At 41.2% G+C, this 23910-nt stretch carries 24 protein-coding genes; 10 read left to right on the top strand and 14 right to left on the bottom strand.

The window, feature by feature from the left end:
• Window positions 1-19 precede the first annotated feature (19 nt).
• From BM739_RS01840 to BM739_RS01895, 12 genes are all read right to left on the bottom strand, one after another.
• Window positions 20-679: a hypothetical protein gene (locus tag BM739_RS01840; protein ID WP_076536670.1), complete on the bottom strand. Its 660-nt coding sequence runs from the start codon at window positions 677-679 to the stop codon at window positions 20-22.
• A gap of 198 nt (window positions 680-877) precedes the next feature.
• Window positions 878-2536: an AMP-binding protein gene (locus BM739_RS01845; protein ID WP_076536672.1), complete on the bottom strand. Its 1659-nt coding sequence runs from the start codon at window positions 2534-2536 to the stop codon at window positions 878-880.
• 32 nt (window positions 2537-2568) lie between these two features.
• A complete protein-coding gene (locus BM739_RS01850; protein WP_076536674.1) occupies window positions 2569-3750 on the bottom strand; it encodes an acetyl-CoA C-acyltransferase in 1182 nt (393 codons plus the stop codon).
• Window positions 3751-3864: 114 nt separating this feature from the next.
• A complete protein-coding gene (locus BM739_RS01855; RefSeq protein ID WP_076536676.1) occupies window positions 3865-4788 on the bottom strand; it encodes an SDR family NAD(P)-dependent oxidoreductase in 924 nt (307 codons plus the stop codon).
• Between the two features lie 55 nt (window positions 4789-4843).
• Complete coding sequence (locus BM739_RS01860; protein ID WP_076536678.1) at window positions 4844-5305, bottom strand: MaoC family dehydratase; 462 nt, start codon at window positions 5303-5305, stop codon at window positions 4844-4846.
• Between the two features lie 279 nt (window positions 5306-5584).
• Entirely contained in the window at window positions 5585-7390 is a 1806-nt protein-coding gene (locus BM739_RS01865; protein WP_076536681.1) for an acyl-CoA dehydrogenase, read from the bottom strand.
• Window positions 7391-7467: 77 nt separating this feature from the next.
• Window positions 7468-8229, bottom strand: coding sequence for an SDR family NAD(P)-dependent oxidoreductase (locus BM739_RS01870; protein ID WP_076536684.1), 762 nt, complete (start codon window positions 8227-8229; stop codon window positions 7468-7470).
• 68 nt (window positions 8230-8297) lie between these two features.
• Window positions 8298-9332: a phosphotransferase family protein gene (locus BM739_RS01875; RefSeq protein ID WP_076536687.1), complete on the bottom strand. Its 1035-nt coding sequence runs from the start codon at window positions 9330-9332 to the stop codon at window positions 8298-8300.
• Window positions 9333-9437: 105 nt separating this feature from the next.
• Window positions 9438-10649, bottom strand: coding sequence for an acyl-CoA dehydrogenase family protein (locus tag BM739_RS01880; RefSeq protein ID WP_076536690.1), 1212 nt, complete (start codon window positions 10647-10649; stop codon window positions 9438-9440).
• Window positions 10650-10755: 106 nt separating this feature from the next.
• Window positions 10756-11949, bottom strand: a complete 1194-nt coding sequence (locus BM739_RS01885; RefSeq protein WP_254843443.1) for an NADH:flavin oxidoreductase — start codon at window positions 11947-11949, stop codon at window positions 10756-10758.
• 111 nt (window positions 11950-12060) lie between these two features.
• Window positions 12061-12831, bottom strand: coding sequence for an SDR family oxidoreductase (locus BM739_RS01890; protein ID WP_076536692.1), 771 nt, complete (start codon window positions 12829-12831; stop codon window positions 12061-12063).
• 39 nt (window positions 12832-12870) lie between these two features.
• Window positions 12871-13605, bottom strand: a complete 735-nt coding sequence (locus BM739_RS01895; RefSeq protein ID WP_076536695.1) for a histidine phosphatase family protein — start codon at window positions 13603-13605, stop codon at window positions 12871-12873.
• A gap of 324 nt (window positions 13606-13929) precedes the next feature.
• Here BM739_RS01895 and BM739_RS01900 point away from each other — a divergent pair, with 324 nt between their 5' ends.
• Window positions 13930-14829: a LysR family transcriptional regulator gene (locus BM739_RS01900; RefSeq protein ID WP_076536697.1), complete on the top strand. Its 900-nt coding sequence runs from the start codon at window positions 13930-13932 to the stop codon at window positions 14827-14829.
• A gap of 208 nt (window positions 14830-15037) precedes the next feature.
• Here the strand turns inward: BM739_RS01900 and BM739_RS01905 are convergent, their stop codons facing one another.
• Entirely contained in the window at window positions 15038-15250 is a 213-nt protein-coding gene (locus tag BM739_RS01905; RefSeq protein WP_076536699.1) for a hypothetical protein, read from the bottom strand.
• Between the two features lie 70 nt (window positions 15251-15320).
• Complete coding sequence (locus tag BM739_RS01910; RefSeq protein ID WP_076536701.1) at window positions 15321-15779, bottom strand: hypothetical protein; 459 nt, start codon at window positions 15777-15779, stop codon at window positions 15321-15323.
• 271 nt (window positions 15780-16050) lie between these two features.
• Here BM739_RS01910 and ccoN point away from each other — a divergent pair, with 271 nt between their 5' ends.
• The 9 genes from ccoN (at window position 16051) to etrA (ending at window position 23900) form a co-directional block, all read left to right on the top strand.
• Window positions 16051-17484: a cytochrome-c oxidase, cbb3-type subunit I gene (gene ccoN, locus BM739_RS01915; protein WP_076536703.1), complete on the top strand. Its 1434-nt coding sequence runs from the start codon at window positions 16051-16053 to the stop codon at window positions 17482-17484.
• Between the two features lie 11 nt (window positions 17485-17495).
• Window positions 17496-18110 carry a cytochrome-c oxidase, cbb3-type subunit II gene (gene ccoO / locus BM739_RS01920; protein WP_076536705.1) on the top strand — a complete coding sequence of 205 codons (615 nt, stop codon included), beginning with the start codon at window positions 17496-17498 and terminating at the stop codon, window positions 18108-18110.
• Between the two features lie 10 nt (window positions 18111-18120).
• Complete coding sequence (locus tag BM739_RS01925; RefSeq protein ID WP_076536707.1) at window positions 18121-18297, top strand: cbb3-type cytochrome c oxidase subunit 3; 177 nt, start codon at window positions 18121-18123, stop codon at window positions 18295-18297.
• Entirely contained in the window at window positions 18297-19253 is a 957-nt protein-coding gene (gene ccoP, locus BM739_RS01930; RefSeq protein WP_076536709.1) for a cytochrome-c oxidase, cbb3-type subunit III, read from the top strand. The genes BM739_RS01925 and ccoP overlap by 1 nt, the downstream gene beginning before the upstream one ends.
• Before the next feature lie 116 nt (window positions 19254-19369).
• Window positions 19370-19849 (top strand): FixH family protein, encoded by a 480-nt coding sequence (locus BM739_RS01935; protein WP_076536711.1) that lies wholly within the window; start codon window positions 19370-19372, stop codon window positions 19847-19849.
• A 2-nt stretch (window positions 19850-19851) separates the two neighbouring features.
• A complete protein-coding gene (locus BM739_RS01940) occupies window positions 19852-22236 on the top strand; it encodes a heavy metal translocating P-type ATPase metal-binding domain-containing protein (protein WP_139326791.1) in 2385 nt (794 codons plus the stop codon).
• The gene (ccoS, locus tag BM739_RS01945; RefSeq protein ID WP_076536715.1) at window positions 22233-22406 is read left to right on the top strand and encodes a cbb3-type cytochrome oxidase assembly protein CcoS; all 174 of its coding nucleotides are present in this window, start codon (window positions 22233-22235) and stop codon (window positions 22404-22406) included. Before BM739_RS01940 ends, ccoS begins: the two co-directional genes overlap by 4 nt.
• On the top strand, window positions 22403-23092 hold the full coding sequence (locus BM739_RS01950) for a sulfite exporter TauE/SafE family protein (protein ID WP_076536717.1): 690 nt from the start codon (window positions 22403-22405) through the stop codon (window positions 23090-23092). Before ccoS ends, BM739_RS01950 begins: the two co-directional genes overlap by 4 nt.
• A 55-nt stretch (window positions 23093-23147) precedes the next feature.
• Entirely contained in the window at window positions 23148-23900 is a 753-nt protein-coding gene (etrA, locus tag BM739_RS01955; protein ID WP_076536719.1) for an electron transport transcriptional regulator EtrA, read from the top strand.
• The last annotated feature ends 10 nt before the right edge of the window (window positions 23901-23910 follow it).

A 23910-nucleotide genomic window follows, 5' to 3' on the forward strand; every position in this document is an offset into this window, starting at 1 on the left:
CTCTTTAATAGCTGTGTGGTTAAAAAAGGTCTTCAAACCACTTTTTAACCGAACCAATAACAACCATGGTTTTTAATTTAAATAACGCCATACTGTCGCCAGATTCAAGTGCTTCTTCACCGCAGCGAGGATCTGAGCGTTGCAGCGCCCCCGTCATACTGTGATCGATTGGAATCGGTTCACAACCATGATCTGATTCGCAGATAAAATCCCACTTATCGCGAGCTGGTAAATGACAAGTAAAACAATTGCCGCCAAAACGGTTATTGACATCAACAAAGCCACGATTAACGATTTTTGAGCCGTCTTCACTGACTTCTAACTCAAAAAACTCCCAATCACCGGTAACAGGAGATGAACCCGCCTCGCCCTTTACCATCACTTCAGTTGGAACCAACTGCACTACTGAGCCAGGTGGATATTTTACGCCCTCAGGGGCACTGGCTACTGCCAGCGTGGTATCAAGATCGCCCAGTATGTTATCGACATAAAAATGTCTTACAGGTGTCATATCTCGGATACAGCTAAAGCTGGCGTCATTGATATTGATAGCAGGTTTAGCTGCATCTAATTCATTAGCAACTTCTTCTAAATCATTAGCTTGTAACGTTACTGTGCCGGCTAAAAGTAGCATAATAGAAACTGACAGTTGGCTTATGTGCAGTTTTTTAAATTTCATATATTGGTTCCTGTAATTCTTGTTATTTTCAAATGGGTCACGCTAACAAACTAAGCTTTGTCATTAATGAATATCTATAATGATTGCTAAATCATGGGAGCGTAAAAACAGATCAGGGCATTATGCGCCTGATCTGTTAATAAAGTATTGAAATTTAACTATTTCAGTCCTATTACAAACTTACTAGTAACACATTGACTATGATCGAAGCTCTTTTCTGAGTACTTTACCGACATTACTTTTAGGTAATTCATCTAAGAAGGTGACTTCTTTCGGGCGCTTGTAGTTCGTCAGCAATTCGGTGCAATGTTCATAAACTGCAGCTTCATCTAAATCAGGGTCTTTTTTAACCACATAGACTTTAACCATTTCGCCAGTTACATCACTTGGCGCAGCGACAGCAGCGGCTTCTAATATGCCCTCATGACTCACCAGTACTTCTTCAATTTCATTGGGGAACACGTTAAAGCCGGAGACAATAATCATGTCTTTTTTACGATCGACAATGGTAAAGAAACCATTTTCATCCATGGTGGCAATATCACCAGTTGCTAACCAGCCATCTATAAGTATTTCATCGGTAGCATCTTGGCGATTATGATAGCCCTTCATCACTTGGGGGCCTTTAACCCACATCTCACCGGGCTCACCATTGGCAACATCCTCACCATCGGCGCCCACTAAGCGGATATCCGTTGATGAGGCAGGCACGCCAATGGAGCCGTTATAACTTTGTTGGTTATATGGACTCATAGTGACTAATGGGGCGCATTCAGTTAATCCATAACCTTCCAACAAACGTGTGTTAGTGACTTTTTCCCACAGTTCTGCGACAGGTCGTTGCACTGACATGCCGCCACCAAAACCCATTTTAAGCGAACTAAAATCAAGTTTGTCGAAACCTGGGGTATGTAATAAACCATTGAATAAAGTATTAACCCCAGTAATAGCAGTAAAAGGATATTTAGCTAACTCTTTAACAAAGCCGTCCATATCTCGCGGGTTAGTAATAAGAATATTTTTACCGCCAAAAGGCATAAAGGCTAAGCAGTTCGAAGTCAATGCAAAGATATGATAAAGCGGTAAAGCCGTAATCATGATTTCTTTACCTACTTCATAAACATTCTTAGTCACAGCTTTAGATTGCTCAATATTAGCTACCATATTTCTATGGGTTAACATTGCGCCTTTTGATGGCCCTGTCGTGCCGCCGGTGTATTGTAAAAAAGCTAAATCAGCACCGACAATGTCAACTGGAGTGAAAGTGAGTTTACTGCCTAAAGCTAAGGCTTTATTGAATTTTATTGCTTGAGGTAAGTTATATTCTGGTACTTGTTTTTTTACATGTCTTAGCGCGGTATTAATTAACGCACCTTTTATTGTACCTAAGCGGTCACCCACAGCAGTGATAATCACTTGTTCTACAGCGGTTTTATCAATAACAGCTTGCAGTACATGGGCGAAGTTCTCCAAAATAAGAATGGCTTTAGCACCCGAATCTTTAAGCTGGTGCTCTAACTCCCGTGGGGTATACAGTGGGTTAACATTTACAACAGTCAGTCCTGCTATTAGCGCACCAAATAAGGCTATAGGGTATTGCAATAGATTCGGGATCATAATGGCAAACTTGTCACCTTTAACGAAACCTAAATCTTGTTGTAGATATGCGGCAAAATCCGTTGCCTGTTGCTCAAGTTCTGCATAGCTAATAGCAACATCCATATTGACGAATGCGGTGTTGTCTTCATATAACTGGGTATATTTAAAAAACAACTCTGCTAATGAATTGTATTTGTCAGGATCAATTTCATGAGCAACCCCAGGTGGATAACTTTTTTCAAGCCAAATCTTTTCCATAATACTTGCCTCTTATTTATTATTGTTAAACCTTAAAGCACTTCAAACAACCCTGCTGCACCTTGTCCGCCACCAATACACATACTTATGACTACGTATTTAACTCCACGACGCTTACCTTCAATTAATGCATGCATTACCATTCGTGTGCCACTCATACCATACGGGTGGCCGATAGAAATTGCACCTCCGTTAACGTTTAAACGATCTTCTGGGATATTTAAGTATTCTGCGCAATACAGCACTTGAACTGCAAAAGCTTCGTTTATTTCCCACAAACCGATGTCATCCATGATTAAGCCGTGACGCTCGAGTAATTTAGGAATCGCATAAATAGGACCAATACCCATTTCATCAGGCTCACAGCCAACAACAACCATACCAAGATATGCACCTAATGGCTCAATACCACGCTGCTTTGCCAGTTCACGATCCATAACCACCACTGCAGCAGCGCCATCTGATAACTGTGATGCGTTACCACCAGTAATAGAGCCATTGTCTTTTACCGCGTTTAACGCGGCTAAACTTTGGTAGTCTGTCGACGGGCGATTGCCTTCATCTTGAGTGAGGGTTACTTGCTGTTTATTGATCTCGCCAGTGGCTTTATCCATAACCAATTTAGTGCAACTCACAGGGACAATTTCGTCATCAAACTTACCGTCAGCTTGGGCTTTTGCGGTTCGTTGCTGTGATTTAACTGCGTAAGCATCTTGCGCCTCACGGGAGATGTTATAGCGTTTAGCCACAATTTCCGCGGTATCTAGCATTGGCATGTAAATCGCGGGACGATAATCTTTTACGCTCGGATCGACGGCACGGTACATATTCATTTTGTCGTTCTGTACCAAGCTAATAGAGTCACAGCCACCGGCAACAATCACTTGAGCGCCATCACACACAATTTGGTTTGACGCTGTGGCAATTGACATTAACCCTGATGAACATTGGCGATCAATGGTCATGCCTGCTACCGTAATTGGTAGTTTTGCCGCCATCGCAACTTGACGCCCAAAATTCATGCTTTGGTTCCCCTGAGTTAATGCGGCGCCAAAGATACAATCTTCAATTTCATTGGGGTCGATTCCAGCTCTGTCGATGGCAGCATTTACTGCAACGGCTGATAACGTAGGCGCTGACAAATCATTAAACGCCCCACGATAAGCTTTGCCTATGGGGGTTCTTGCTGCAGATACGATGACGGCTTGTCTCATGGTAATCCCTTATTTTTATTATTAATGTAAGCTATTATTAATCTCGTTTATAACTATTAGCTTGTATTTATTTAATTGAAAGTAAACAATTTTTTAAATTGGCACTTGCAAGTATTAGTCTTGCTGCTGAGATTTCATAAATGCCATTGCCTTCATGACAAATTTTTCACCTTGTTTAGCACCTGAGGCAAGTTCTGCCTGCTTGTCTTGCGCGGTTAACTCATCCCAATGAGCGCGGACTTGTTCAGGTGATTGCGAAGATTGTGGTAAAAAGCAACCATCGGTTTCAAAAATACTGGCACTGGCATACCCGCCAGCGCCAGCACATAAGATGAAACGATTCGGTGCATCATCATCACATAAGGTCAGCATCCCGGCTGTGACGGCTTCAGGTGCAAACGCTTTTACAATTTCTTCTGGCATTAAATCTTCCGTCATACGTGTGCCTGCTGTTGGCGCTAAAGAATTGACTCGAATATTATTTTTAGCGCCTTCTAACACTAAGGTATTCATCAAACCTAACACTGCCATTTTCGCCGCGCCATAATTAGACTGACCAAAGTTGCCGTACATGCCACTTGAAGATGTGGTCATCACAATACGGCCATAATTTTGCTGTTTCATGATTTCCCAAACCGCTTTAGTGCAGTTCACTGAGCCCATAACGTGGACATCCATGACTAATTTAAAGTCATCTAGGGTCATTTTTGAAAAAGATTTATCCCGCAAGATGCCAGCATTGTTAATTAGAATATCAATGCGTCCCCACTTAGCCATGGCCTGCTGCACCATGTCTTCCACTTCGCTATAATTAGCCACGTTAGCACCATGACTTATGGCTTCACCGCCCATGTCCTCAATCAATCTAACCACTTCTTGTGAGGCTTTACTTGAAGCGCCGCTGCCATCACGGGCGCCGCCAAGATCATTCACCACCACTTTAGCGCCTCTTTTAGCTAACTCTAATGCGTGAGAACGCCCTAAACCATTTCCTGCGCCGGTAACTATTGCCACTTTTCCTTCAAAACTCATCGTCATAATGATTTCCTAATTGTTATATTTCTTTCTTGTTATTGTGGTTACAGAAGAGTCTTTATTTAACCATTTGTACTGAAATCCATTGGGCAACTAGCGCTGGCGTATCACAAGCTTCAATTTCGACAGTCACTTCTGTGGATAATCTAAATTGGCCTGGTTTCTTTTCTTCAATGGATAAAATTTTGGCATGTGCTCGCACGCGACTATTAACCGTTACAGGCTGTAAAAAGCGCACTTTATCGAAGCCGGCATTTAACCCCATGTAAAATCCGTCAATAATGACACTGAAATCTTCAGCAAAATGAGACAGCATTGATAATGATAAAAATCCGTGGGCGATGGTGCATCCAAAGGGCGTCGCTTTGGCTTTTTCTTCATCTACATGTATAAACTGGTGATCCAATGTGCAATCTGCAAATTGATTAATTTGCGTTTGAGTGATGGTATGCCACTGAGTCGGTTCAGCTTGGAAACCAATATACTGAGCAATATCTTCTCTATTAATTACTGTTGGCATTTGTTGTCATTCCCTTGTCTCATCACATTAAATTATATGAATAAAAATTAAGCATTAACTCATGCTAATGTGAGCAACAAGATTAAACAAATGAATAGTTTTGATATCTTTACATTAGCCTAGCGAATAGTTGCTATGGGAGTTACAAAGAAAATTTGAAAGAGAATTAACCCTGAGAATAAAAAAAGCATGACTGATAAAATCAATCATGCTTTTAAGAGTGTTATAAATTATTTTATAAATTAAGATATGAAATCAGCCGCATACACAATAAAACTTTTAAAACCAATCAGGCTGCATATCAAAACTTGTACTGTCAGACGTTAACAAAATGGTTGACCAGTGCTCAATTTTCGGTAGTTCAAATCGATAAAAATATTGCTGAGCCTGCAGCTTACCTTGATAAAAGTTTTCATCTGCTTGATGCGGCTTTTGACTGAGTGCTTCAGTGGCGACTATCGCTTGTTTTAACCATAGCCATGCTATGACAATGTGGCCAAATAACTCTAGATATTTAACCGAATTGGCTAATGCTAAATCAATGTTGTGGGTCGACATCGCGGTTAATACTGAATCTGTCGTTAATCTTAATAGTCTTACAGCATCATTAAGCTGACACGCATACACTTTTAAACTTGGGTGTATATTTGCTGCAGCGATGGTTTTAGTTATCTCATCCAAAGTTGCTATATAGCCCTGCATCTTGTTCATGGGCACTTTACGAGTCATTAAATCTAACGATTGAATGCCTGTTGTGCCTTCGTGAATGGGGTTTAGACGGTTATCTCGATAGAACATTTCAACTGGGTGTTCATTGGTATAACCATGCCCACCGAGTACTTGGATGGCATAGGAATTAGCTTTGGGACCATATTCAGATGGCCATGTTTTAATGATAGGGGTTAAAAAATCTAATAGTGTGTGAGCATATTGTCGTTGCTCAATTGTAGCTGCAGTATGTTCGTCATCACTTAATTGGGTTCCATAAAGCACTAAGGCTAACGCCCCTTCAGCAATGGCCTTTTGTGCTAATAGCATCCGTTTTACATCTGCATGCTCAATAATATTGACCATTGGAGATAACGGGTCTTTGCAAGAAGGTAAACGACCTTGTGGACGGTTTTTAGCATAGTCTACTGAATATTGATAACCTGCTACGGCCAATACTGCGCCACTGGTACCTACCATGATCCGCGCTTCATTCATCATATGAAACATGTATTTAAGGCCACAGTTTTCTTCGCCAACTAAATAACCCACCGAACCTTGTTTTTCACCAAAACTTAATGCCGTTGACGTTTGAGCACGACCACCCATTTTGTGAAAAAGTCCCGCAAGCGCGACTTCATTATCGTCGCCTATAGAGCCGTCTTCATTTAATAAAAATTTAGGGACGACAAAAAGAGAAATTCCTTTTACCCCTTGCGGTGCGCCACGGAGACGGGCAAGCACCAAATGGACGATATTTTCACTAAGATCGTGATCACCGCCAGAAATGAATATTTTATTACCGGTAATTCGATAACTGCCGTCATCTGCTTTAACCGCTTTAGTGGTTAAATCCCCTAGCCCTGAACCACTACCAGGCTCAGTCATGGCCATCGTGCCCATAAAACGCCCTTCTCGCATTGGTTTTACCCAAGTGTCGATGAGCTCGTCACTGCCATGGGCTTGCAACAAGTTGGCGTTGGCCGTCGTTAGCATGTTGTAACCCATACCAACCCCACCTGCCACACTAAGATAAGCATTGGCAGCACTGGCAACAATAGGCGGTAATTGCATACCACCAAGGTCATAATCAGCTGTGGCGGCCGCTATACCAGATTCATTGACCGCATCAATAGCAGGTTTAAGCTCAGGTAGCAGATGAACTTTTGACCCATCAAAAGTCGGTTGCTCAATATCAAGTTTTTGACGAATAGGTAAAAAATGCTTTTCCGCAATGGCTTTTGCGGTATTAACTACCTCATTAAAAGTTTGGCGATCATGATCTTGATAACGCTCACGGTTAATTAAAGCTTCACTATCAAAGAGTTCATAAAGCATAAATTCAAGATCGCGTTGATTCATTAAAGTAGCTGGCATAATTTGTTCTCTTTACTGGTCAAAAACTCGCTGTCAATCCTGTAAAACAGTGACTCACTCTGGCTAAAAGTTGCCATTTAAAAGGCTGATACTCCGCCATCCACTGCGATACATTGGCCAGTCATATAAGTATTTGCTGGCGATAACATCATCAACATCACCGCGACAATTTCTTTAGGCTCACCGAGGCGTTTCATAGGTGCGCCGCGGCCCATTTTTTGTTGCTGCTCTGCATCTGCAAAATTGGTGACCATAGGCGTTAACGTAAAGAATGGACAAATAGCATTAACCCGAATATTTGCGCGACCATATTCAACGGCAGCTGTTTTGGTTAAGCCAATAACCGCGTGTTTGGCCATTGAATAAGCACTGCCTCTTGCCGCGCCGCCAATACCCGCCATAGAGCTGACATTAAGAATTATCCCTTCACCTTGAGTTAGCATTTGCTCTATTTGGTAACGCATGCCAAATTGCACACCTTTTACATTTATCGCAAATTGGCTATCCATAATTGATTCATCTATTTCATGAAATGGCATAAATTCATGGGCAACACCGGCGTTGTTCACGCCGATATCAACACGTCCAAATACCTCAATCGCGGTGTCGACCATTAATTTACATTGATCAATTTTTGAAACATCGCATTTCATGGCGAGAATTTCAGCCCCGGTAGCGGCAATGTCATCTGCCACTTTATGTACGCCGGCTTCATTAATATCGCTTATTACCAATTTAGCGCCGCGTTTGGCCAACTCTTGTGCGAGCAATTGCCCAAAACCTTGTGCTGCACCGGTAATGATGGCGACTTTACCGCTAAAATCTAATAATGGATCCATGAGAACTTTCCTCTAAATTATTGATTGTACTGAGTGATATAAATGAAACCTGTGAATAATGGCGCTTATCAGCTATCTGCACTGATGATTTGTAACGCCATTTGAGCTAATGGCGCGACAAATGCCCCCACCTTGTTAGCGTTTTCATTGGATGCATTACCTTGCGTCGCACGCTTTGCAACCCCCTGAGCAATGGCTGCTAGCCTAAAGAAACTAAATGCCAGATAAAACGTCCAATTGTTGATGCGCTCAATCCCCATACGCTGGCAATAGCTGGCGACATATTCGTCTTCAGTTGGGATCCCTAAACTAGCGCGATCAATGCCTTGTAAGCCATCAATACTGCCCATGCCTGCTGGCATTCTTAGTTGCATACATTGATAAGCTAAATCAGCATAGGGATGGCCTAAGGTTGATAATTCCCAATCCAGCAGTGCTATGACCTTGGCTGAGTCTTTGGCAAACATCATATTGTCTAGGCGAAAATCCCCATGGACTAGACAACTACGGCCGTCATCATTAGGTAAATTCGCTTCTAGCCATTGGCTTAGATCATCCATTGCTTTAATGGGGGTCATCTCAGTTTGGCGGTATTGTGACGTCCAACGGGCTAATTGACGTTCAAAATAGTTACCAGCTTTACCATAATCACTTAACCCTACTTGCTCGACATCAACGCTATGCAGCGCAACCAGGACTTTATTCATTTCATCGTACATCTCGGTACGTTGCCCATTGGTGGCTATGTCGGATAAAGATGCACTCCAATACACAGTGCCATCACAATACTCCATCACGTAAAACATCGAGCCGATGATGCTTGGGTCTTCACATAAGTGATATACCTTAGCGACGGGCACCTTAGTATCTTGCAATGCTTTGATCACTTTATATTCGCGATCCACCGCATGGGCAGACTTTAACAACTTGCCTGGTGGTTGCCTGCGCAGCACGTAGACACCTGTTGCCGCTTGTAATTTAAACGTCGGGTTAGACTGACCACCGGCAAACTTTTCAAGCGTAATGGGACCGTGAAAACCAGTAATATGGCGCTCTAGATACTGAGTTAATTGATTAAGGTCGATTAAATTATCGTCTAACATTGGCAATACTCTTTCAGACCACTTAAGGGTCAACAGTTAACTTAATTTAGTGTGGCAAATTAAAACCGCATCACCCATTGAATTACAGTCGGGTGATGCCTGATGTTAACTTGAGATTTTCTTAACTAAGTCACGTCCCAGTTGCATCATATGCACCTGATCGGGTCCATCAGCTAAACGTAAGGTACGTTGCCCTGCCCAAGCATGCGCTAAAAATGTATCTTGGCTAACCCCCACAGCCCCATGGCACTGGATTGCACGGTCAATGACATCAAGGGACATATTCGGGGCAACGATTTTAATCATGGCGATTAAATCTTTAGCCGCTTTATTGCCTTCGGTGTCCATTTTTTGGGCTGCTTTTAAGGTCATTAAACGCGCTTGTTCAATTTGACAGGCTGACTTTGCAATATCTTCACGTACTGATTGTTGTTTTATCATCGGCTGACCAAATACAATACGTTCACTGACGCGTTTACACATTAAATCTAATGCCCGTTGGGCGATGCCAACTGAGCGCATGCAGTGATGAATCCGCCCAGGCCCTAAACGACCTTGAGCGATTTCAAAACCTTTGCCCTCACCCACAATAATGTTTGCAACAGGTACACGGACATTGTCAAAAGTGACTTCAGCGTGGCCTTCTGGTGAGTCATCAAAACCAAATACCTTCATCGGCCTGACTAAAGTCACACCAGGGGTATCCATTGGTACGAGCACCTGTGACTGCTGCACGTAGCGATTACTGTTTGTTGGATCTGTTTTACCCATCACAATCATAATTTCACATTGTTTACGACAGGCACCACTGATATAGAATTTGCGACCATTAATGACATACTCATCACCGTCACGTTCTATACGTAATTCAATATTGGTCGCATCACTTGAAGCAACTTCTGGCTCTGTCATCGCAAAAGCTGAACGAATTTTGCCTTCCAGTAATGGCTCTAACCATTGTTTCTTTTGGGCTTCGTTACCGTAACGGGCTAATACTTCCATATTTCCAGTGTCAGGTGCAGCGCAGTTAAATACTTCAGGCGCCCACATGACTCGACCCATTAACTCTGCCAATGGTGCATATTCAAGGTTGGTTAACCCTGCGCTATATTTGCCATAGGTAAGCGGTAAAAATAAATTCCATAAGCCTTCCGCTTTTGCCATTGCCTTGAGCTCTTCCATTAAAGGAGGGGTTGACCAAGGTTCAAGTTCAACTTGTTTATGCATTGCTTCTTCGTTAGGAAAAACATGCAAATCCATAAATTGGCTGACACGTTCGATTAGCTGCTGAACTTTAGGACTGTATTCAAAATCCATTTTATTCCCCTTTAAATCTGATCATTATTTATTGCAGTACAAACCGTTCACTACGAACCGTGTATAACAACAGTGCAGTACGCTGGTGCAGATGGTCAGTTAACAATCAACTAAGCGACATCAGTGATTTTTTATTAAATGGTTTAATTTCGTCTATCGCATTGGACTTAATCTTATTTACCCACTGCGGATCAACAAGTAAAGCGCGGCCAATGCCCACTAAGTCAAACTCATCGTTATTTAAACGGATCAGTAATTCATCAATACCCGTTGGGTTAGATGTGCGAGAAAGATCGGCGTTACCTTCACCGATAAAGTCAGCATCTAAACCGACATTGCCCACTGTGATAACGGGTTTATTGGTCAGTTTCTTAGTCCAACCAGCAAGGTTGAGATCTGAGCCTTCAAATTCAGCGATCCAAAATCGGCGGGTACTGGCATGAAAAATATCCACACCTGCATTGCTAAGTAAACTCAAGAAAGTGTTTAGCTCTTCAGGAGTCTGACAAAGCTTGGCGCTGTAATCTTGCTGTTTCCATTGAGAAAAACGGAATATAATCGTAAAGTCTTCACCTACAGCTGCGCGAATGGCTTTGACAATTTCAACACCAAAACGAGTACGATTTTCTAAAGAACCACCGTATTGATCATCTCGTTGGTTGGTGCCTTCCCAGAAAAACTGATCCACTAAATATCCATGAGCGCCATGCACTTCGATAGCATCAAAGCCGATATTTTTCGCATCCAGTGCTGCTTGGGCAAATGAAGCAACAACTTCATCAATATCAGCCTGAGTCATCGCGACACCATTTTCAGCCCCAGGTTTGTATAACCCAGATGGACTGTATGCTGGCGCGTCTTTATCTGGGCCAATGCCTGGTTTTCTAACCGCACCTACGTGCCAGAGTTGCGGCGCAATTTTACCACCCACGGCGTGGACTTCATCAACGACATGTTTCCAGCCTGCAAGGGCCTTCTCTCCATAAATCGCGGGCACGTTTTCATAACCGTTAGCTGCTTTATGGGAAATAAAGGTACCTTCGGTAATAATTAAACCAACATCTCCTTCTGCGCGGCGACGATAGTAAGCCGCAACATCTGCAGTAGGCACATAGTTTGGCGAAAAGGCGCGTGTCATTGGCGCCATAACGGTTTTATTTTTTAATGACAAACTTTTGCTGCTGAAAGATTCAAATAGTTTATCGATACTATTATTCGGGCTATTGGTGCTATTAGCTCTATTGGTAGTGGTATTAGTCGTGCTGCTGTTGTTTGCAATGGTGCTGTTTTGACTGCTCATGATTTTTTCCTAACACGGTTTTTTATTGTTATTGGTTATTGGTAATTGGTAATGGGTTATTTGATTCCAATTGACTGCTATTAATCACGGCTTTAACCATAATCGAGCTGATTAACCGATTAAATAGCCACCATCAACATTAATCGCGGTACCTGTGGTATAGCTTGAAGCGTTAGAGACCAGATACAAGACTGTGCCGGCCATTTCGTCTGGCTGCGCCACACGTTTCATTGGCACGTGATGCATTAATTTATTTAAAATTGCAGGGTTATCTACCAATGCTGATGCAAATTTAGTATCTGTGCCGCCAGGTAGTAACGCATTAACTCGAATATTAAACTGGGCACATTCTTTGGCAAAAGCGTGTGTCATTGAAATGACAGCAGCTTTGGTTATCGAATATATACCTTGATAATCACCCGGGATAACACCATTAACGGATGCCACATTGACAATGGAGCCTGCACCCGTTTGCTTCATCAATTTGGCGCCTTGGGTAGACATGAAGAAATAGCCACGAATGTTAACGTCGACAGTTTTTTGAAAGGCACTTAAATCAGTATCCATAATGTGGCCGTAATATGGATTAGCGGCGGCATTGTTCACTAAAATATCTAACTTGCCATGCTTTTGTGTAATAGTGGCAAACAGCGAGTCTATTTGTTCCATCTCCCCAATATGGCATGCAATGGCCTCCGCACTACCGCCAGCGGTAACAATGTCATCGACCACTTTATTACACGCATCCAGTTTTCGACTTGAAACGATAACATGCGCGCCGTACTGGCCTAAAAGTTTAGCAATACTTTCACCAATACCACGACTCGCGCCAGTGACTAATGCGACTTTCCCTGTTAAATCAAATAAGTTAATCTCTGACATGCTTAATCCCTACCTATTTTTAAGTTGTTTTTGGCGGCGTTATCTAAAGGTTACCCAATCTTCGCCTGCTTGTTCTAAATGACTATAGTTATTTAAATAATCGATACTTAGCATCTGTTCTGAAAATAATAATTTAGTGACACTGGTATTTCTAACCTGATGATTTATCTTTAATAATTCTTGGTCTGTTAATTTAAGAATATGCTGAATGATGACTGAAATTGTTCCGCCAGAGGTAAATACCAATATATCTTTTGATTTTTTTGCATTGTCATCATTAGCACTAAGCTGGCGTTTAGTGGCTAACTCTTGATCTATTATATTTTGTAGCGCACGGATGCAACGTAACTTGAACTGCGGCCAGCTTTCTTTATATTCGTCATGATTATCACTGAACATCCAGCGTTCTAACGCGAGTGCGAATTCTTTTTGAAAGGTTTTATTGGGGTTTTGTAGTTTATTGATATCTTCACTCATCTTGGCGAAGTTTTGCCATTGAGGGTGGTGTTTTTTTAAAATATCAACATGGTCAAATTCATTAAAGCCCGAGTGAATAATCATTGGTACTGTGCTGGTTTGATAACCTTCACTAAATCCAGATAATGTTTGCCCATGGCGTAACAGATCGCCACAATAAAACTTACTTGGCTGGGCTCTTGCGCGCCAATATTCACCAAGAAGCTGTGCTTGTTGTTCGCCTTTTTTTGACAGCTGATCGTAATCAGCACTTCCAAAAGAAGCTTGCCCATGCCTTATCAAATATATTGCAGCCATATAAATACTCAGTGTGATATTCGGTTTTAAGCAGCGAAACAAAAAATGTTTATTGATGCTTCAATTTGTTTTATAGCTTTTAATTACCACCCGCACGTTTTAGGACTAACCATTGCTGGTGGTTCAGTTACCTTTGTAAACGAGCCGTTTAAAATCGACTTGACTATGCTAAGGTCACAACCTAGATTAAACAAATGAATAGTTCTTATACCCTACTATTTATATTTTAAATAGTTAGACTGATAAAATTTGGCCAGTGTCGGTTGAATTTTTTTGATTAACGTTAGCAGTGTAGATTTTTAGCAAGGATGCAATGGTGCCAGCATGAAAATAGATTTGAATTTGTTTGTCGTTTTTGATGCCATTTATTGTGAGGGAAATATAACTAAAGCGGCTTCTGTACTAAATTTGTCTCAACCCGCAGTCAGTCATTCCTTAGGCAAGTTGCGTGCTCACTTTGATGATGCTTTATTTGTGCGGCAAGGTAATGAAATGAGACCAACGCCGGTGGCAAAGAATGTTATTGCGGATGTGCGTGAAGCCTTACATCAACTGCAGGTTTGCTTGGTGCAATCAAGGCAATTTGAACCGTCAACCTCCCGTGAAAATTTTTCACTGTCATTGCACGGTTCATTAGAACCCTACTATTTACCGCCACTACAACAAAGTTTATCTAAAGAGTCTCCGACGATAAATATACGCAGTAATAAACGCGTAAGGCGTAGTGATTTAGAAAATAAATTAGCCAGTGGCGATATCGATTTAGCCATTGATGCACTTATTCCTGTTAGCAATAATATTCTGCATACCCAACTAGAACTAGATCAAGTAGTGGTAATGGCGCGCAAGGATCACCCTTCTATTAATAGCAGCTTAGACTTAGATACATATTTACATCTGCAGCATGTTTTAGTGTCTTCGCGCTCAACAGGGCCAGGACTTGAAGATTTTGAATTATCACGCTTGGGCTTACATCGTAAAATATCATTACGCTGCCAACATCCTTTTACGGCATGTCGCATTATCACCAATAACGATATGTTGCTGACCTTGCCCAAAAGAGCGGCAGAAATGTACAGTCAATTATTCGATATCAATATATATCCCATGCCAGTTGAATTACCGGGTATTGATGTGCATTTATATTGGCATGTGAATGTCGACAAAGAGCCGGCAAATAAGTGGCTGCGTAATAAAATGATTATGGCGGCATCAAATAGCTGATTGGGTATTTTATCAACCATCAATTTGGGTGCCTAACAAAACCTAAATTAACAAACTGATATTTTAGCCTTATGCGCTGACTTAAACAGTTGGCTTGTTAATGCGGGCATTTGATGAATGTTACTCTTCATTGCCTAATGCCGTTATCAGTTAACAGCCTAAGTTTACGAGCTTGCTTAACCGTGCTATTTGGTTTTTAGGGCTCTAATCATGCGATTTCAGAAAACATTTCGATTAAGTTGTTAGGGTTATCGGCAGGATGCTTGCAGTGTATCCGCTCTTTGCAGCTGATCAGGCATAACTGCCATAGCTGTTGTTTTGTCTCGGTGTCTAAACTTCTAAAGTCAGCAACGCATAATTGGCCTGATTGAATCAACTCAGCAAGTTTATCGATGGATATTGAAATGTTTAATTGCGACATACTATTTTCTCAATTGATTTTTTGGCTATTATAACTAAGTGAGAATGATTATCAATAAGATTTAAGCCAATTATTTATTATCAGCTAAAAAGTCAAACCAAGTTGATTGCGGCTCTCCGTCAACCACATAGTTAATCAGTGCGCGCCAGACCATATAATTGCTACTACAGGAACCGTAAATAGCACTACCTTTAAAGTGGCTATTATTACTGTTTTTTTCTGCAGTAAGATTTACCGGTATGACCCCCATGAACATGTCTCGCCCTTCGATACGCATTTTTACATCAGTGACAGGGATGGAAAAATGTAAATCAATACTCAAAGGTTTTTCACTTGGGGTAAAAACCGGGTTAATCATCAACCCAAGCTCGACACCGTTAACATTTAACTTACATTCGCCTTGTTGAAATTGGCATAAACTGCTGTCTATTACATCAGTTGTTACTGTTTTAGTGTTTGATTGTGGATTACATCCCCCTAAATATACGATAAAAAAACACCCTACAAGCAACTTTGTTAAAAATCGCACAACTTTTAACCTCTCGATTCATATTGATAACATTATCTTTCGGAAATTGATCTAGATCAAGTTTACACCTAGCTCACATATATCTTTTTTGACTTAGCTCAAGTATCATTGAATTGCCTCGTGATAGTTATAAAAAATATGAGGTAATACCTTGACAATAATTAAAAAAGCAACTCTAAAACAGATACTTTTTTAACCAACTGTCACCCTAAACAGGTAAAGATCTTTCTTTACTAATTTTAAAGTAAAAGTAATAAGCCGTGGAAGCATTATGATGAACCATTCCCAGCCTACAGGCGCTGATTACAATTACACCGTTGTTCGCCAATTTGCATTAACCACAGTATTGTGGGGAATCGTTGGTATGGCAGTTGGTGTATTGATTGCGGCCCAGTTAATCTGGCCACAACTAAACTTTGAAACTCCATGGTTAACGTATAGTCGTTTACGACCTTTACATACGAATGCCGTGATTTTCGCGTTTGGTACTTCAGCCCTTTTCGCAACATCCTACTATATTGTACAACGCACTTGTCAAACCAAATTGTTTGCACCTAAATTAGCTGCTTTCACGTTTTGGGGATGGCAAGCCATTATCCTCTCTGCTGCAATTACATTACCAATGGGTTTCACCTCTGGTAAAGAATATGCAGAACTTGAGTGGCCAATTGATATCGCCATTACCATTGTCTGGGTGAGTTATGCAATTGTGTTCTTTGGTACCATTATCAAACGAACAACATCGCATATTTACGTTGCAAACTGGTTCTTCGGTGCTTTCATCATTACGGTTGCAGTATTGCACATTGTTAACTCAATGGCGGTACCTGTAAGCTTATTCAAATCCTATTCAATGTATTCTGGCGCAGTAGATGCCATGGTGCAGTGGTGGTATGGCCATAACGCTGTTGGTTTCTTATTAACAGCAGGTTTCTTAGGTATGATGTACTACTTCGTGCCTAAGCAAGCTGGTCGTCCGGTATATTCTTACCGTTTATCAATTGTTCACTTTTGGGCATTGATTGCGTTATATATCTGGGCTGGTCCCCATCACCTTCATTACACAGCGTTACCTGATTGGACACAAACATTAGGTATGGTGATGTCGCTAATTTTATTCGCTCCTTCTTGGGGGGGGATGATTAACGGTATTATGACTCTGTCTGGTGCTTGGCATAAATTACGTACTGATCCAGTATTACGTTTCTTAGTTGTTTCATTATCTTTCTATGGTATGTCTACCTTCGAAGGCCCAATGATGGCAATTAAAACGGTCAACGCCTTATCTCATTACACTGACTGGACTGTTGGTCACGTTCACTCTGGTGCACTTGGTTGGGTTGCTATGGTTTCAATTGGTTCTTTATACCATTTAATTCCAGTGCTATTTGGTCATGGCCGCATGTACAGCACTAGTCTAGTTAACGTTCATTTCTGGTTAGCGACTATCGGTACAGTGTTATACATAGTATCAATGTGGATTTCTGGTGTGATGCAAGGTCTAATGTGGCGTGCAGTTAACTCTGACGGTACTTTGACTTATAGCTTTGTTGAAAGCTTAGAAGCATCTTATCCGTTCTACTTTGTTCGCTTTATTGGTGGTGCGTTCTTCTTAACGGGTATGTTTATCATGGCGTATAACGTGTTACGTACCGTTTATGCCCCTAAAGACACTCTTCCAGCATTAGCTGAAGCCAAAGCATAAGGAGCAGAACGATGAAATTTAATCATGAAATAATCGAAAAAAACATCGGTCTGCTTGGTATTTTTACAGTAATCGCAATCAGTTTCGGTGGTCTAGTACAGATCACCCCTTTGCTTTTCCAAAAAGATACTACTGAACCAGTTGAAGGTTTAAAGCCGTACAATGCTTTGCAGATTGAAGGTCGTGATATTTATGTGCGTGAAGGTTGTTATAACTGTCACAGCCAAATGATCCGTCCTTTACGTGCCGAAACTGAACGTTACGGTCACTACTCTGTTGCTGGCGAATCAGTTTGGGACCACCCATTTCAGTGGGGTTCTAAACGTACTGGTCCTGACTTAGCCCGTGTTGGCGGTCGTTACAGTGATAAATGGCATGAAGTGCATTTAATCGACCCACGTAGTGTAGTACCTCAATCTAATATGCCTGCTTACCCTTGGTTAGCAGATACCAGATTAGATGGAAAACTAACGGGCAATAAAATGCAAATCTTAAGTAATTTCCACCCGGATCATAATTTGTATACCGAGGAAGAAATTGCAGGTGCTGAAGCTGCTGTTAAAGGCAAAACTGAACTTGAAGCGTTAATCGCTTATCTTCAGTCTTTAGGTCATGCACTGAAATAAGGAGGCAGTTATGGATTATGGAACATTACAAGGCATTCTAACCATTATTGTTATGGTGGTATTTGCCGGTATTTTCTATTGGGCTTATAGCTCAAAAAGCAAAGCCAAATTTGATGAAGCTGCCAATCTGATTTTTTCTGAAGAAGAAATCGCGACTCAAGCTAATAATTCAGGAGATAATAAGTAATGAGTATCTTTTGGAACGTTTGGATTATTTTTCCAACATTATTAGTTATCGCCGGTTGTTTTTTCCTGCTTAGAGCTTGCTCTAAGAACAACACAGGAATTGATGAAGGTGAATCAATGGGTCATAGCTTTGACGGAATTGAAGAACTCAATAACCCACTACCAAAGTGGTGGTCTTATATGTTCTACATCAGTATCGTGTTTGGTTTGATTTATCTAGCACTTTACCCCGGTCTTGGTAGCTATCAAGGGCTATTTGGTTGGACAAGTTCGAACCAAAGTGTTCGTTCAATCGAAGAGTCTAAAGCCGCGGTTGAGTTAGCTACTGCAGAGCAACGCCTTTCTCAGTACGATCGTGAACTCGCAAGTGCCGATAAGCAATACGGCCCTATCTTTGCAGCTTATTTAGCTACGCCAATTGAAGAGCTAGTTAAAGACGAAGAAGCACTTAAAGTTGGTGGGCGTTTATTCCTACAAAACTGTGCTCAATGTCATGGCTCAGATGCTCGTGGTAGTGTTGGCTTCCCTGATTTAACCGATGGTAATTGGTTATATGGTGGCGATCCTGCAACTATCAAGACAACGCTGATGAATGGTCGTAATGGCATGATGCCTCCTAAAGGTGGATTACCCATCGAAGATAGTGAAATTCGTGGCTTAGCTGAATACGTATTTAAACTATCAGGACGTGATCATGACGCTACGTTAGCAGCTCAAGGTCAAGGTTCATTCATGAAAGGCTGTTTTGCTTGTCATGGTATGGACGGCACTGGTAATAAGTTTATGGGCGCACCGGATTTAACTGATGATGCTTGGTTATATGGCGGAAGCCGTTTACAAGTTATGCAATCAATTGCAAATGGTCGTTCAGGTGTTATGCCAGCGTGGAAAGATATCTTAGGTGAAGAAAAAGTTCATGTAGTATCTGCTTACGTTTATAGCTTATCAAACAAATAGTTACAGCTTGATAACATAAAAGGTCTCGTTTAAACGAGGCCTTTTTTTTAAGTGATTATTAATGGTTTTCAGGTTAAAATAGATTAATAATAAAAGTTAATAATTAGGACCGTTTTATGTCTGCTCCTCTTCCCTGGTATAAGCACTTTTGGCCTTGGTTTATCGTTGTTCTTCTTTTTGTTGTTGTCCTTAAAAGTATGGTTGCGATGAGTATCGCCATTGATAATGCTGACTCGTTGGTTTCAGATGATTATTACAAAGAAGGCAAAGCCATCAATATGGATTTGCGTAAAATTAAGCAAGCTAAAAACTTGGGCATGCAATACTTAATTGAAGTTGACGATCACGAACTTAAAATATCGCAACATGGCGGTCCTGCGTACCAAGCCGTATTGAAAGTCAGTTTTATTCACCCAACCCTTGAAGAAAAAGATTTCAACATCAATGCCACTGCTGATGGTAACGGCACATATCGAATTGGTTTATCAGAAGCGATTTCTGGGCCATGGAATGTCCGTCTTGAAGGCTTTGATGCAAGCTGGAGAATCCAGCAACGTATTGAAATTCATGATGATGTCGAATACTGGTTGAATTAATAATTATAATGCAAAACTGCTATCACTGTAATGAACCTGTTTTAACTGGCAATGAATTCACCACTTTTATCGACAACCAAGATCAGCTTATGTGCTGTCCTGGTTGTCAGGCGGTTTCACAAGCTATTATTGATTCAGGTCTGGCGAGTTATTACCAGTATCGAAGTGAACCAGGTAGTAAACAAACTGCCCTGGTCCCAGCTGAATTAGCCCAATACTCAGCTTATGATATCCCTGAAGTTCAACAAGACCTTACCCATAAAGTTGATGGTATCAATACCATTTCGGTTTCGATTGACGGTATCACCTGTGCGGCTTGTGCATGGTTAATTGAACATAAGCTAAAACAATTAGCGGCTATTACTAACATAAGCGTCAATTCTACCACTCAGCGCGCTTTAGTTAGTTGGCATGAAGAGTCACTCAAACTCAGTGAAATTCTTGCGGCGATAAGCCGTATTGGCTACCAAGCTGCGCCTTATCAAGTAGATGAGCAAGAAAAGCAAAGTAAAGCAGAAGGCAGAAAGTTTTTATTGCGCTTAGGCTTAGCTGGTTTTGCGACCATGCAAGTGATGATGTTTGCATTGGCCTTGTACTCTGATTACTTCACCCTCCAAGATACTCAAATGCGCGATTACTTTCGCTGGGTCAGTATGACCTTGGCCGCGCCAGTGGTATTTTATTCTGCTCAGCCTTTTTATTTCAGCGCCATAAGAAGTTTACTGAGTGGCAAACTCAATATGGACTTATCGGTATCGATTGCAATCGCCGGAGCTTATATTGCCAGTTGTTTTGCAACGATTAATGGCAATGGTGAAGTGTATTTTGAATCTGTCTCCATGTTTACTTTCTTCTTATTACTTGGCCGCTATTTTGAACAAAAAGCCAAACAAACTGCATCCGTCAATTCAAGTAATCTTCATAAATTGGTGCCATTAACGGCTCACTTAAATCTTGATGGCGATATTTCAGAAATACCTGCTAAGCGACTAAAATTAGGCGATATTATCCTTGTTAGACCGGGGGATATCGTTGCCGCTGATGGGGATATTATTGAAGGAAAATCGGGTCTTAATGAATCAATGCTCACCGGTGAGCAAATGCCGCTCATTAAAACCATTAATGACAGTGTATTTGCTGGCACCATTAATATTGATCAAGCCCTTACGGTAAAAGTCACCGCTTTAGGGCAAGATCAACTAGTCGCTGAAATTATTCGCTTACAAGAAGTGGCTTCAAACACCAAACCTGCTATTGCAAAACTGGCCGATAGGTTAGCGCGTTATTTTTCAGGTACGATTTTAGCAATTGCGTCGTTAACCTATGTGGTGTGGTTACAAATTTCACCAGAAGATGCTTTTTGGGTGACATTATCGGTATTAGTGGCAACCTGTCCTTGTGCCCTCGCCCTTGCTACGCCAACCGCGATTACTTGCGCGACGGCTATTTTTACCAAACTGGGTATTATCACCCGAAAAGCTGATGTGTTTGAAAAACTGCCTCGTATCAACCATGTCGTATTCGATAAAACCGGCACCTTAACTTGCGGCACTATTTCTCTTGAAAATATCGTATTAACCGATAGCCAAGATGAACAAACCGTTTTAGCCTATGCCGCTGCATTAGAAACTGGCTCACTTCACCCCATTGCCAGTGCATTTAAAGCCCATGCTCACACTGATATTTGTGCCACCGACATACAGCATCACGTTGGCTTAGGCATATCGGGTAACATTAATACTGATGTCGTTAAAATTGGTAATGCTGACTTTGTGGGAGTTGATGCCAATCATTGCAACGGCAAACTGTTGTGGTTGTCTGTTAATGGCATTATTACAGCCTGTTTTTCCCTCAAGGATGCCCTCAGGGTAGATAGTCTAGCAACCATAAAACAACTTCAACAACAAAATATCGATGTCAGTATTGCCAGTGGTGACAGTGCCAGCCATGTGAACGCTATCGCGCAACAGCTTAATGTTAAAAATAGTTATGCAGGACTTAATCCTAAAGATAAACTAGATTTGATAAACAAATTACAACAAACACAAGATGTCGCAATGTTTGGAGATGGCATTAATGATGCACCCGTTTTAGCCGGAGCCAATTTATCCGTCGCGATGGGAAGTGGCAGCGCTATCGCTAAAAATAGTGCTGATTTGATTTTACTTGGTGATCAACTCTCTAAGTTTAATCAAGCGATTACAGTTTCAAAGTTAACAAATAAAATAATAAAACAAAACTTAATTTGGGCGTTTGCTTACAATGTCATTATTCTACCGCTAGCGGTTACCGGTCATGTTGTACCGTATATCGCTGCGATTGGTATGTCAGTTAGTTCGATTATCGTCGTATCTAACAGCTTACGCTTACTCAGGATAAAAATATGAGTATCATCTACGTACTAATTCCTATCGCAATGCTATTTGTTGCTATTGCTGTTGCTATCTTCTTTTGGGCAGTAAAAAGTGAGCAGTTTGACGATTTAGACCGTCAAAGTGTGTCTATTTTATTTGATGAAGATAAACCAAGTAAAACAAAATCAGAGAAAGAGAATTGATTGAATACAATGTCTGGGGTGCTTTTTTAGTCGGATTAATGGGTGCGGCACATTGTTTCGGTATGTGTGGTGGTTTAGTTGGCGCATTTGCATCTAACTTACCCAATACAGCATCGAATCAGCTCGCCAATCAGTTGAGTTTTTTATTAAGCTACAATCTAGGAAGAATACTCAGTTATACCCTAGCAGGAGCATTAGCTGGTGCCAGTACCGCAGCCTTAGGTTATATGTTTGACCTTGATAGTTATCTTATCGGCCTGCGTATTTTTGCAGGCATTATGATGATAGCCACAGGGCTTTACATCGCCCAACTTTGGTTTGGTATTGTGCAAATCGAAAAAGTGGGCAAACTGTTATGGCGCTTTTTAAAGCCATTAGCTAACAAATTGTTACCCATTAAACATAAACATCAAGCCGTCATGGCTGGTATAATATGGGGTTGGTTACCATGCGGTTTAGTCTATAGCACCTTAACTTGGGCTGTTGCGGCTGGTAATGCCCTTGATGGCGCCTTAATCATGTTCGCTTTTGGTTTGGGTACTTTGCCCGCGTTACTCAGTGCCGGTTTAGCGGCGAAAACGTTAGCTCAATGGGTACAAAAAAAGCAGGTCCGAATGATAAGTGGGATCTTGATTGTAGTATTTGGGCTACAAACTATATATATCGCCATCATGCAGCTAAACTAGCTGTAACTTTGTTATTAGTTTAACATGGCTAAGTAGTAATTAATTGAGAGTACATATGCCTATAGACCCAACTAAACAACTTCGAGCATCAACTGGAGGTTGCGCGATACATTGTCATGATTGCAGTATGGAATCATTATGTATCCCCTTCTCGCTTAATAACAACGAGTTAGATAGACTCGATGAGATTATTGAGCGTAAAAAACCGGTGCAAAAAGGTGACCAAATATTTAAGTCTGGTGATCCTCTCAAGTCTTTATTTGCTATTCGATCTGGCACCATTAAAAGCTATACCATCACAGAGCAAGGCGATGAACAAATCACTGGCTTTCATTTAGCTGGTGACGTTATCGGCTTTGATGGTATTCATTCTCAAATTCATCAGAGTTTTGCCCAAGCATTAGAAACAGCAATGGTATGTGAAATTCCGTTTGATACTTTAGATACCTTAGCGGGCACTATGCCAAAACTTAGACAGCAAATTATGCGTCTCATGAGTAATGAGATCATGAGCGATCAAGAAATGATTTTGTTGTTATCTAAAAAGAATGCCGAAGAACGTCTTGCCGCATTTATCAGTAATCTAGCTAACCGTTTTGGTAGCCGCGGTTTCTCACCACATGAGTTTAGATTAACTATGACCCGTGGTGATATTGGTAATTACCTTGGGCTGACAGTTGAAACAATTAGCCGCTTACTTGGGCGCTTTCAAAAGTCAGGCTTTATTGAAGTTAAAGGCAAATACATCACTATTGTTGATCATAAAGCACTGAGTCAGTTAGCGGGTAATTCGCGGATTGCAACCTAGGCTCACTAAC

This window comes from Shewanella sp. UCD-KL21, assembly GCF_001957135.1.
In the GTDB taxonomy this organism is placed as follows: Bacteria; Pseudomonadota; Gammaproteobacteria; order Enterobacterales; family Shewanellaceae; genus Shewanella.

Excerpts from the sequence above, each read along its gene's own strand:
- BM739_RS01885 (WP_254843443.1), bottom strand. The coding sequence starts at position 11,949 with ATGAGCAGTCAAAACAGCACCATTGCAAACAACAGCAGCACGACTAAT.
- BM739_RS01870 (WP_076536684.1), bottom strand. The coding sequence starts at position 8,229 with ATGGATCCATTATTAGATTTTAGCGGTAAAGTCGCCATCATTACCGGT.
- ccoS (WP_076536715.1), top strand. The coding sequence starts at position 22,233 with ATGAGTATCATCTACGTACTAATTCCTATCGCAATGCTATTTGTTGCT.
- BM739_RS01840 (WP_076536670.1), bottom strand. The coding sequence starts at position 679 with ATGAAATTTAAAAAACTGCACATAAGCCAACTGTCAGTTTCTATTATG.
- BM739_RS01865 (WP_076536681.1), bottom strand. The coding sequence starts at position 7,390 with ATGCCAGCTACTTTAATGAATCAACGCGATCTTGAATTTATGCTTTAT.
- BM739_RS01845 (WP_076536672.1), bottom strand. The coding sequence starts at position 2,536 with ATGGAAAAGATTTGGCTTGAAAAAAGTTATCCACCTGGGGTTGCTCAT.
- ccoP (WP_076536709.1), top strand. The coding sequence starts at position 18,297 with ATGAGTATCTTTTGGAACGTTTGGATTATTTTTCCAACATTATTAGTT.
- ccoO (WP_076536705.1), top strand. The coding sequence starts at position 17,496 with ATGAAATTTAATCATGAAATAATCGAAAAAAACATCGGTCTGCTTGGT.
- BM739_RS01925 (WP_076536707.1), top strand. The coding sequence starts at position 18,121 with ATGGATTATGGAACATTACAAGGCATTCTAACCATTATTGTTATGGTG.
- BM739_RS01850 (WP_076536674.1), bottom strand. The coding sequence starts at position 3,750 with ATGAGACAAGCCGTCATCGTATCTGCAGCAAGAACCCCCATAGGCAAA.
- BM739_RS01880 (WP_076536690.1), bottom strand. The coding sequence starts at position 10,649 with ATGGATTTTGAATACAGTCCTAAAGTTCAGCAGCTAATCGAACGTGTC.
- etrA (WP_076536719.1), top strand. The coding sequence starts at position 23,148 with ATGCCTATAGACCCAACTAAACAACTTCGAGCATCAACTGGAGGTTGC.
- BM739_RS01860 (WP_076536678.1), bottom strand. The coding sequence starts at position 5,305 with ATGCCAACAGTAATTAATAGAGAAGATATTGCTCAGTATATTGGTTTC.
- BM739_RS01855 (WP_076536676.1), bottom strand. The coding sequence starts at position 4,788 with ATGACGATGAGTTTTGAAGGAAAAGTGGCAATAGTTACCGGCGCAGGA.
- BM739_RS01905 (WP_076536699.1), bottom strand. The coding sequence starts at position 15,250 with ATGTCGCAATTAAACATTTCAATATCCATCGATAAACTTGCTGAGTTG.
- BM739_RS01900 (WP_076536697.1), top strand. The coding sequence starts at position 13,930 with ATGAAAATAGATTTGAATTTGTTTGTCGTTTTTGATGCCATTTATTGT.
- BM739_RS01890 (WP_076536692.1), bottom strand. The coding sequence starts at position 12,831 with ATGTCAGAGATTAACTTATTTGATTTAACAGGGAAAGTCGCATTAGTC.
- BM739_RS01875 (WP_076536687.1), bottom strand. The coding sequence starts at position 9,332 with ATGTTAGACGATAATTTAATCGACCTTAATCAATTAACTCAGTATCTA.
- BM739_RS01895 (WP_076536695.1), bottom strand. The coding sequence starts at position 13,605 with ATGGCTGCAATATATTTGATAAGGCATGGGCAAGCTTCTTTTGGAAGT.
- ccoN (WP_076536703.1), top strand. The coding sequence starts at position 16,051 with ATGATGAACCATTCCCAGCCTACAGGCGCTGATTACAATTACACCGTT.
- BM739_RS01935 (WP_076536711.1), top strand. The coding sequence starts at position 19,370 with ATGTCTGCTCCTCTTCCCTGGTATAAGCACTTTTGGCCTTGGTTTATC.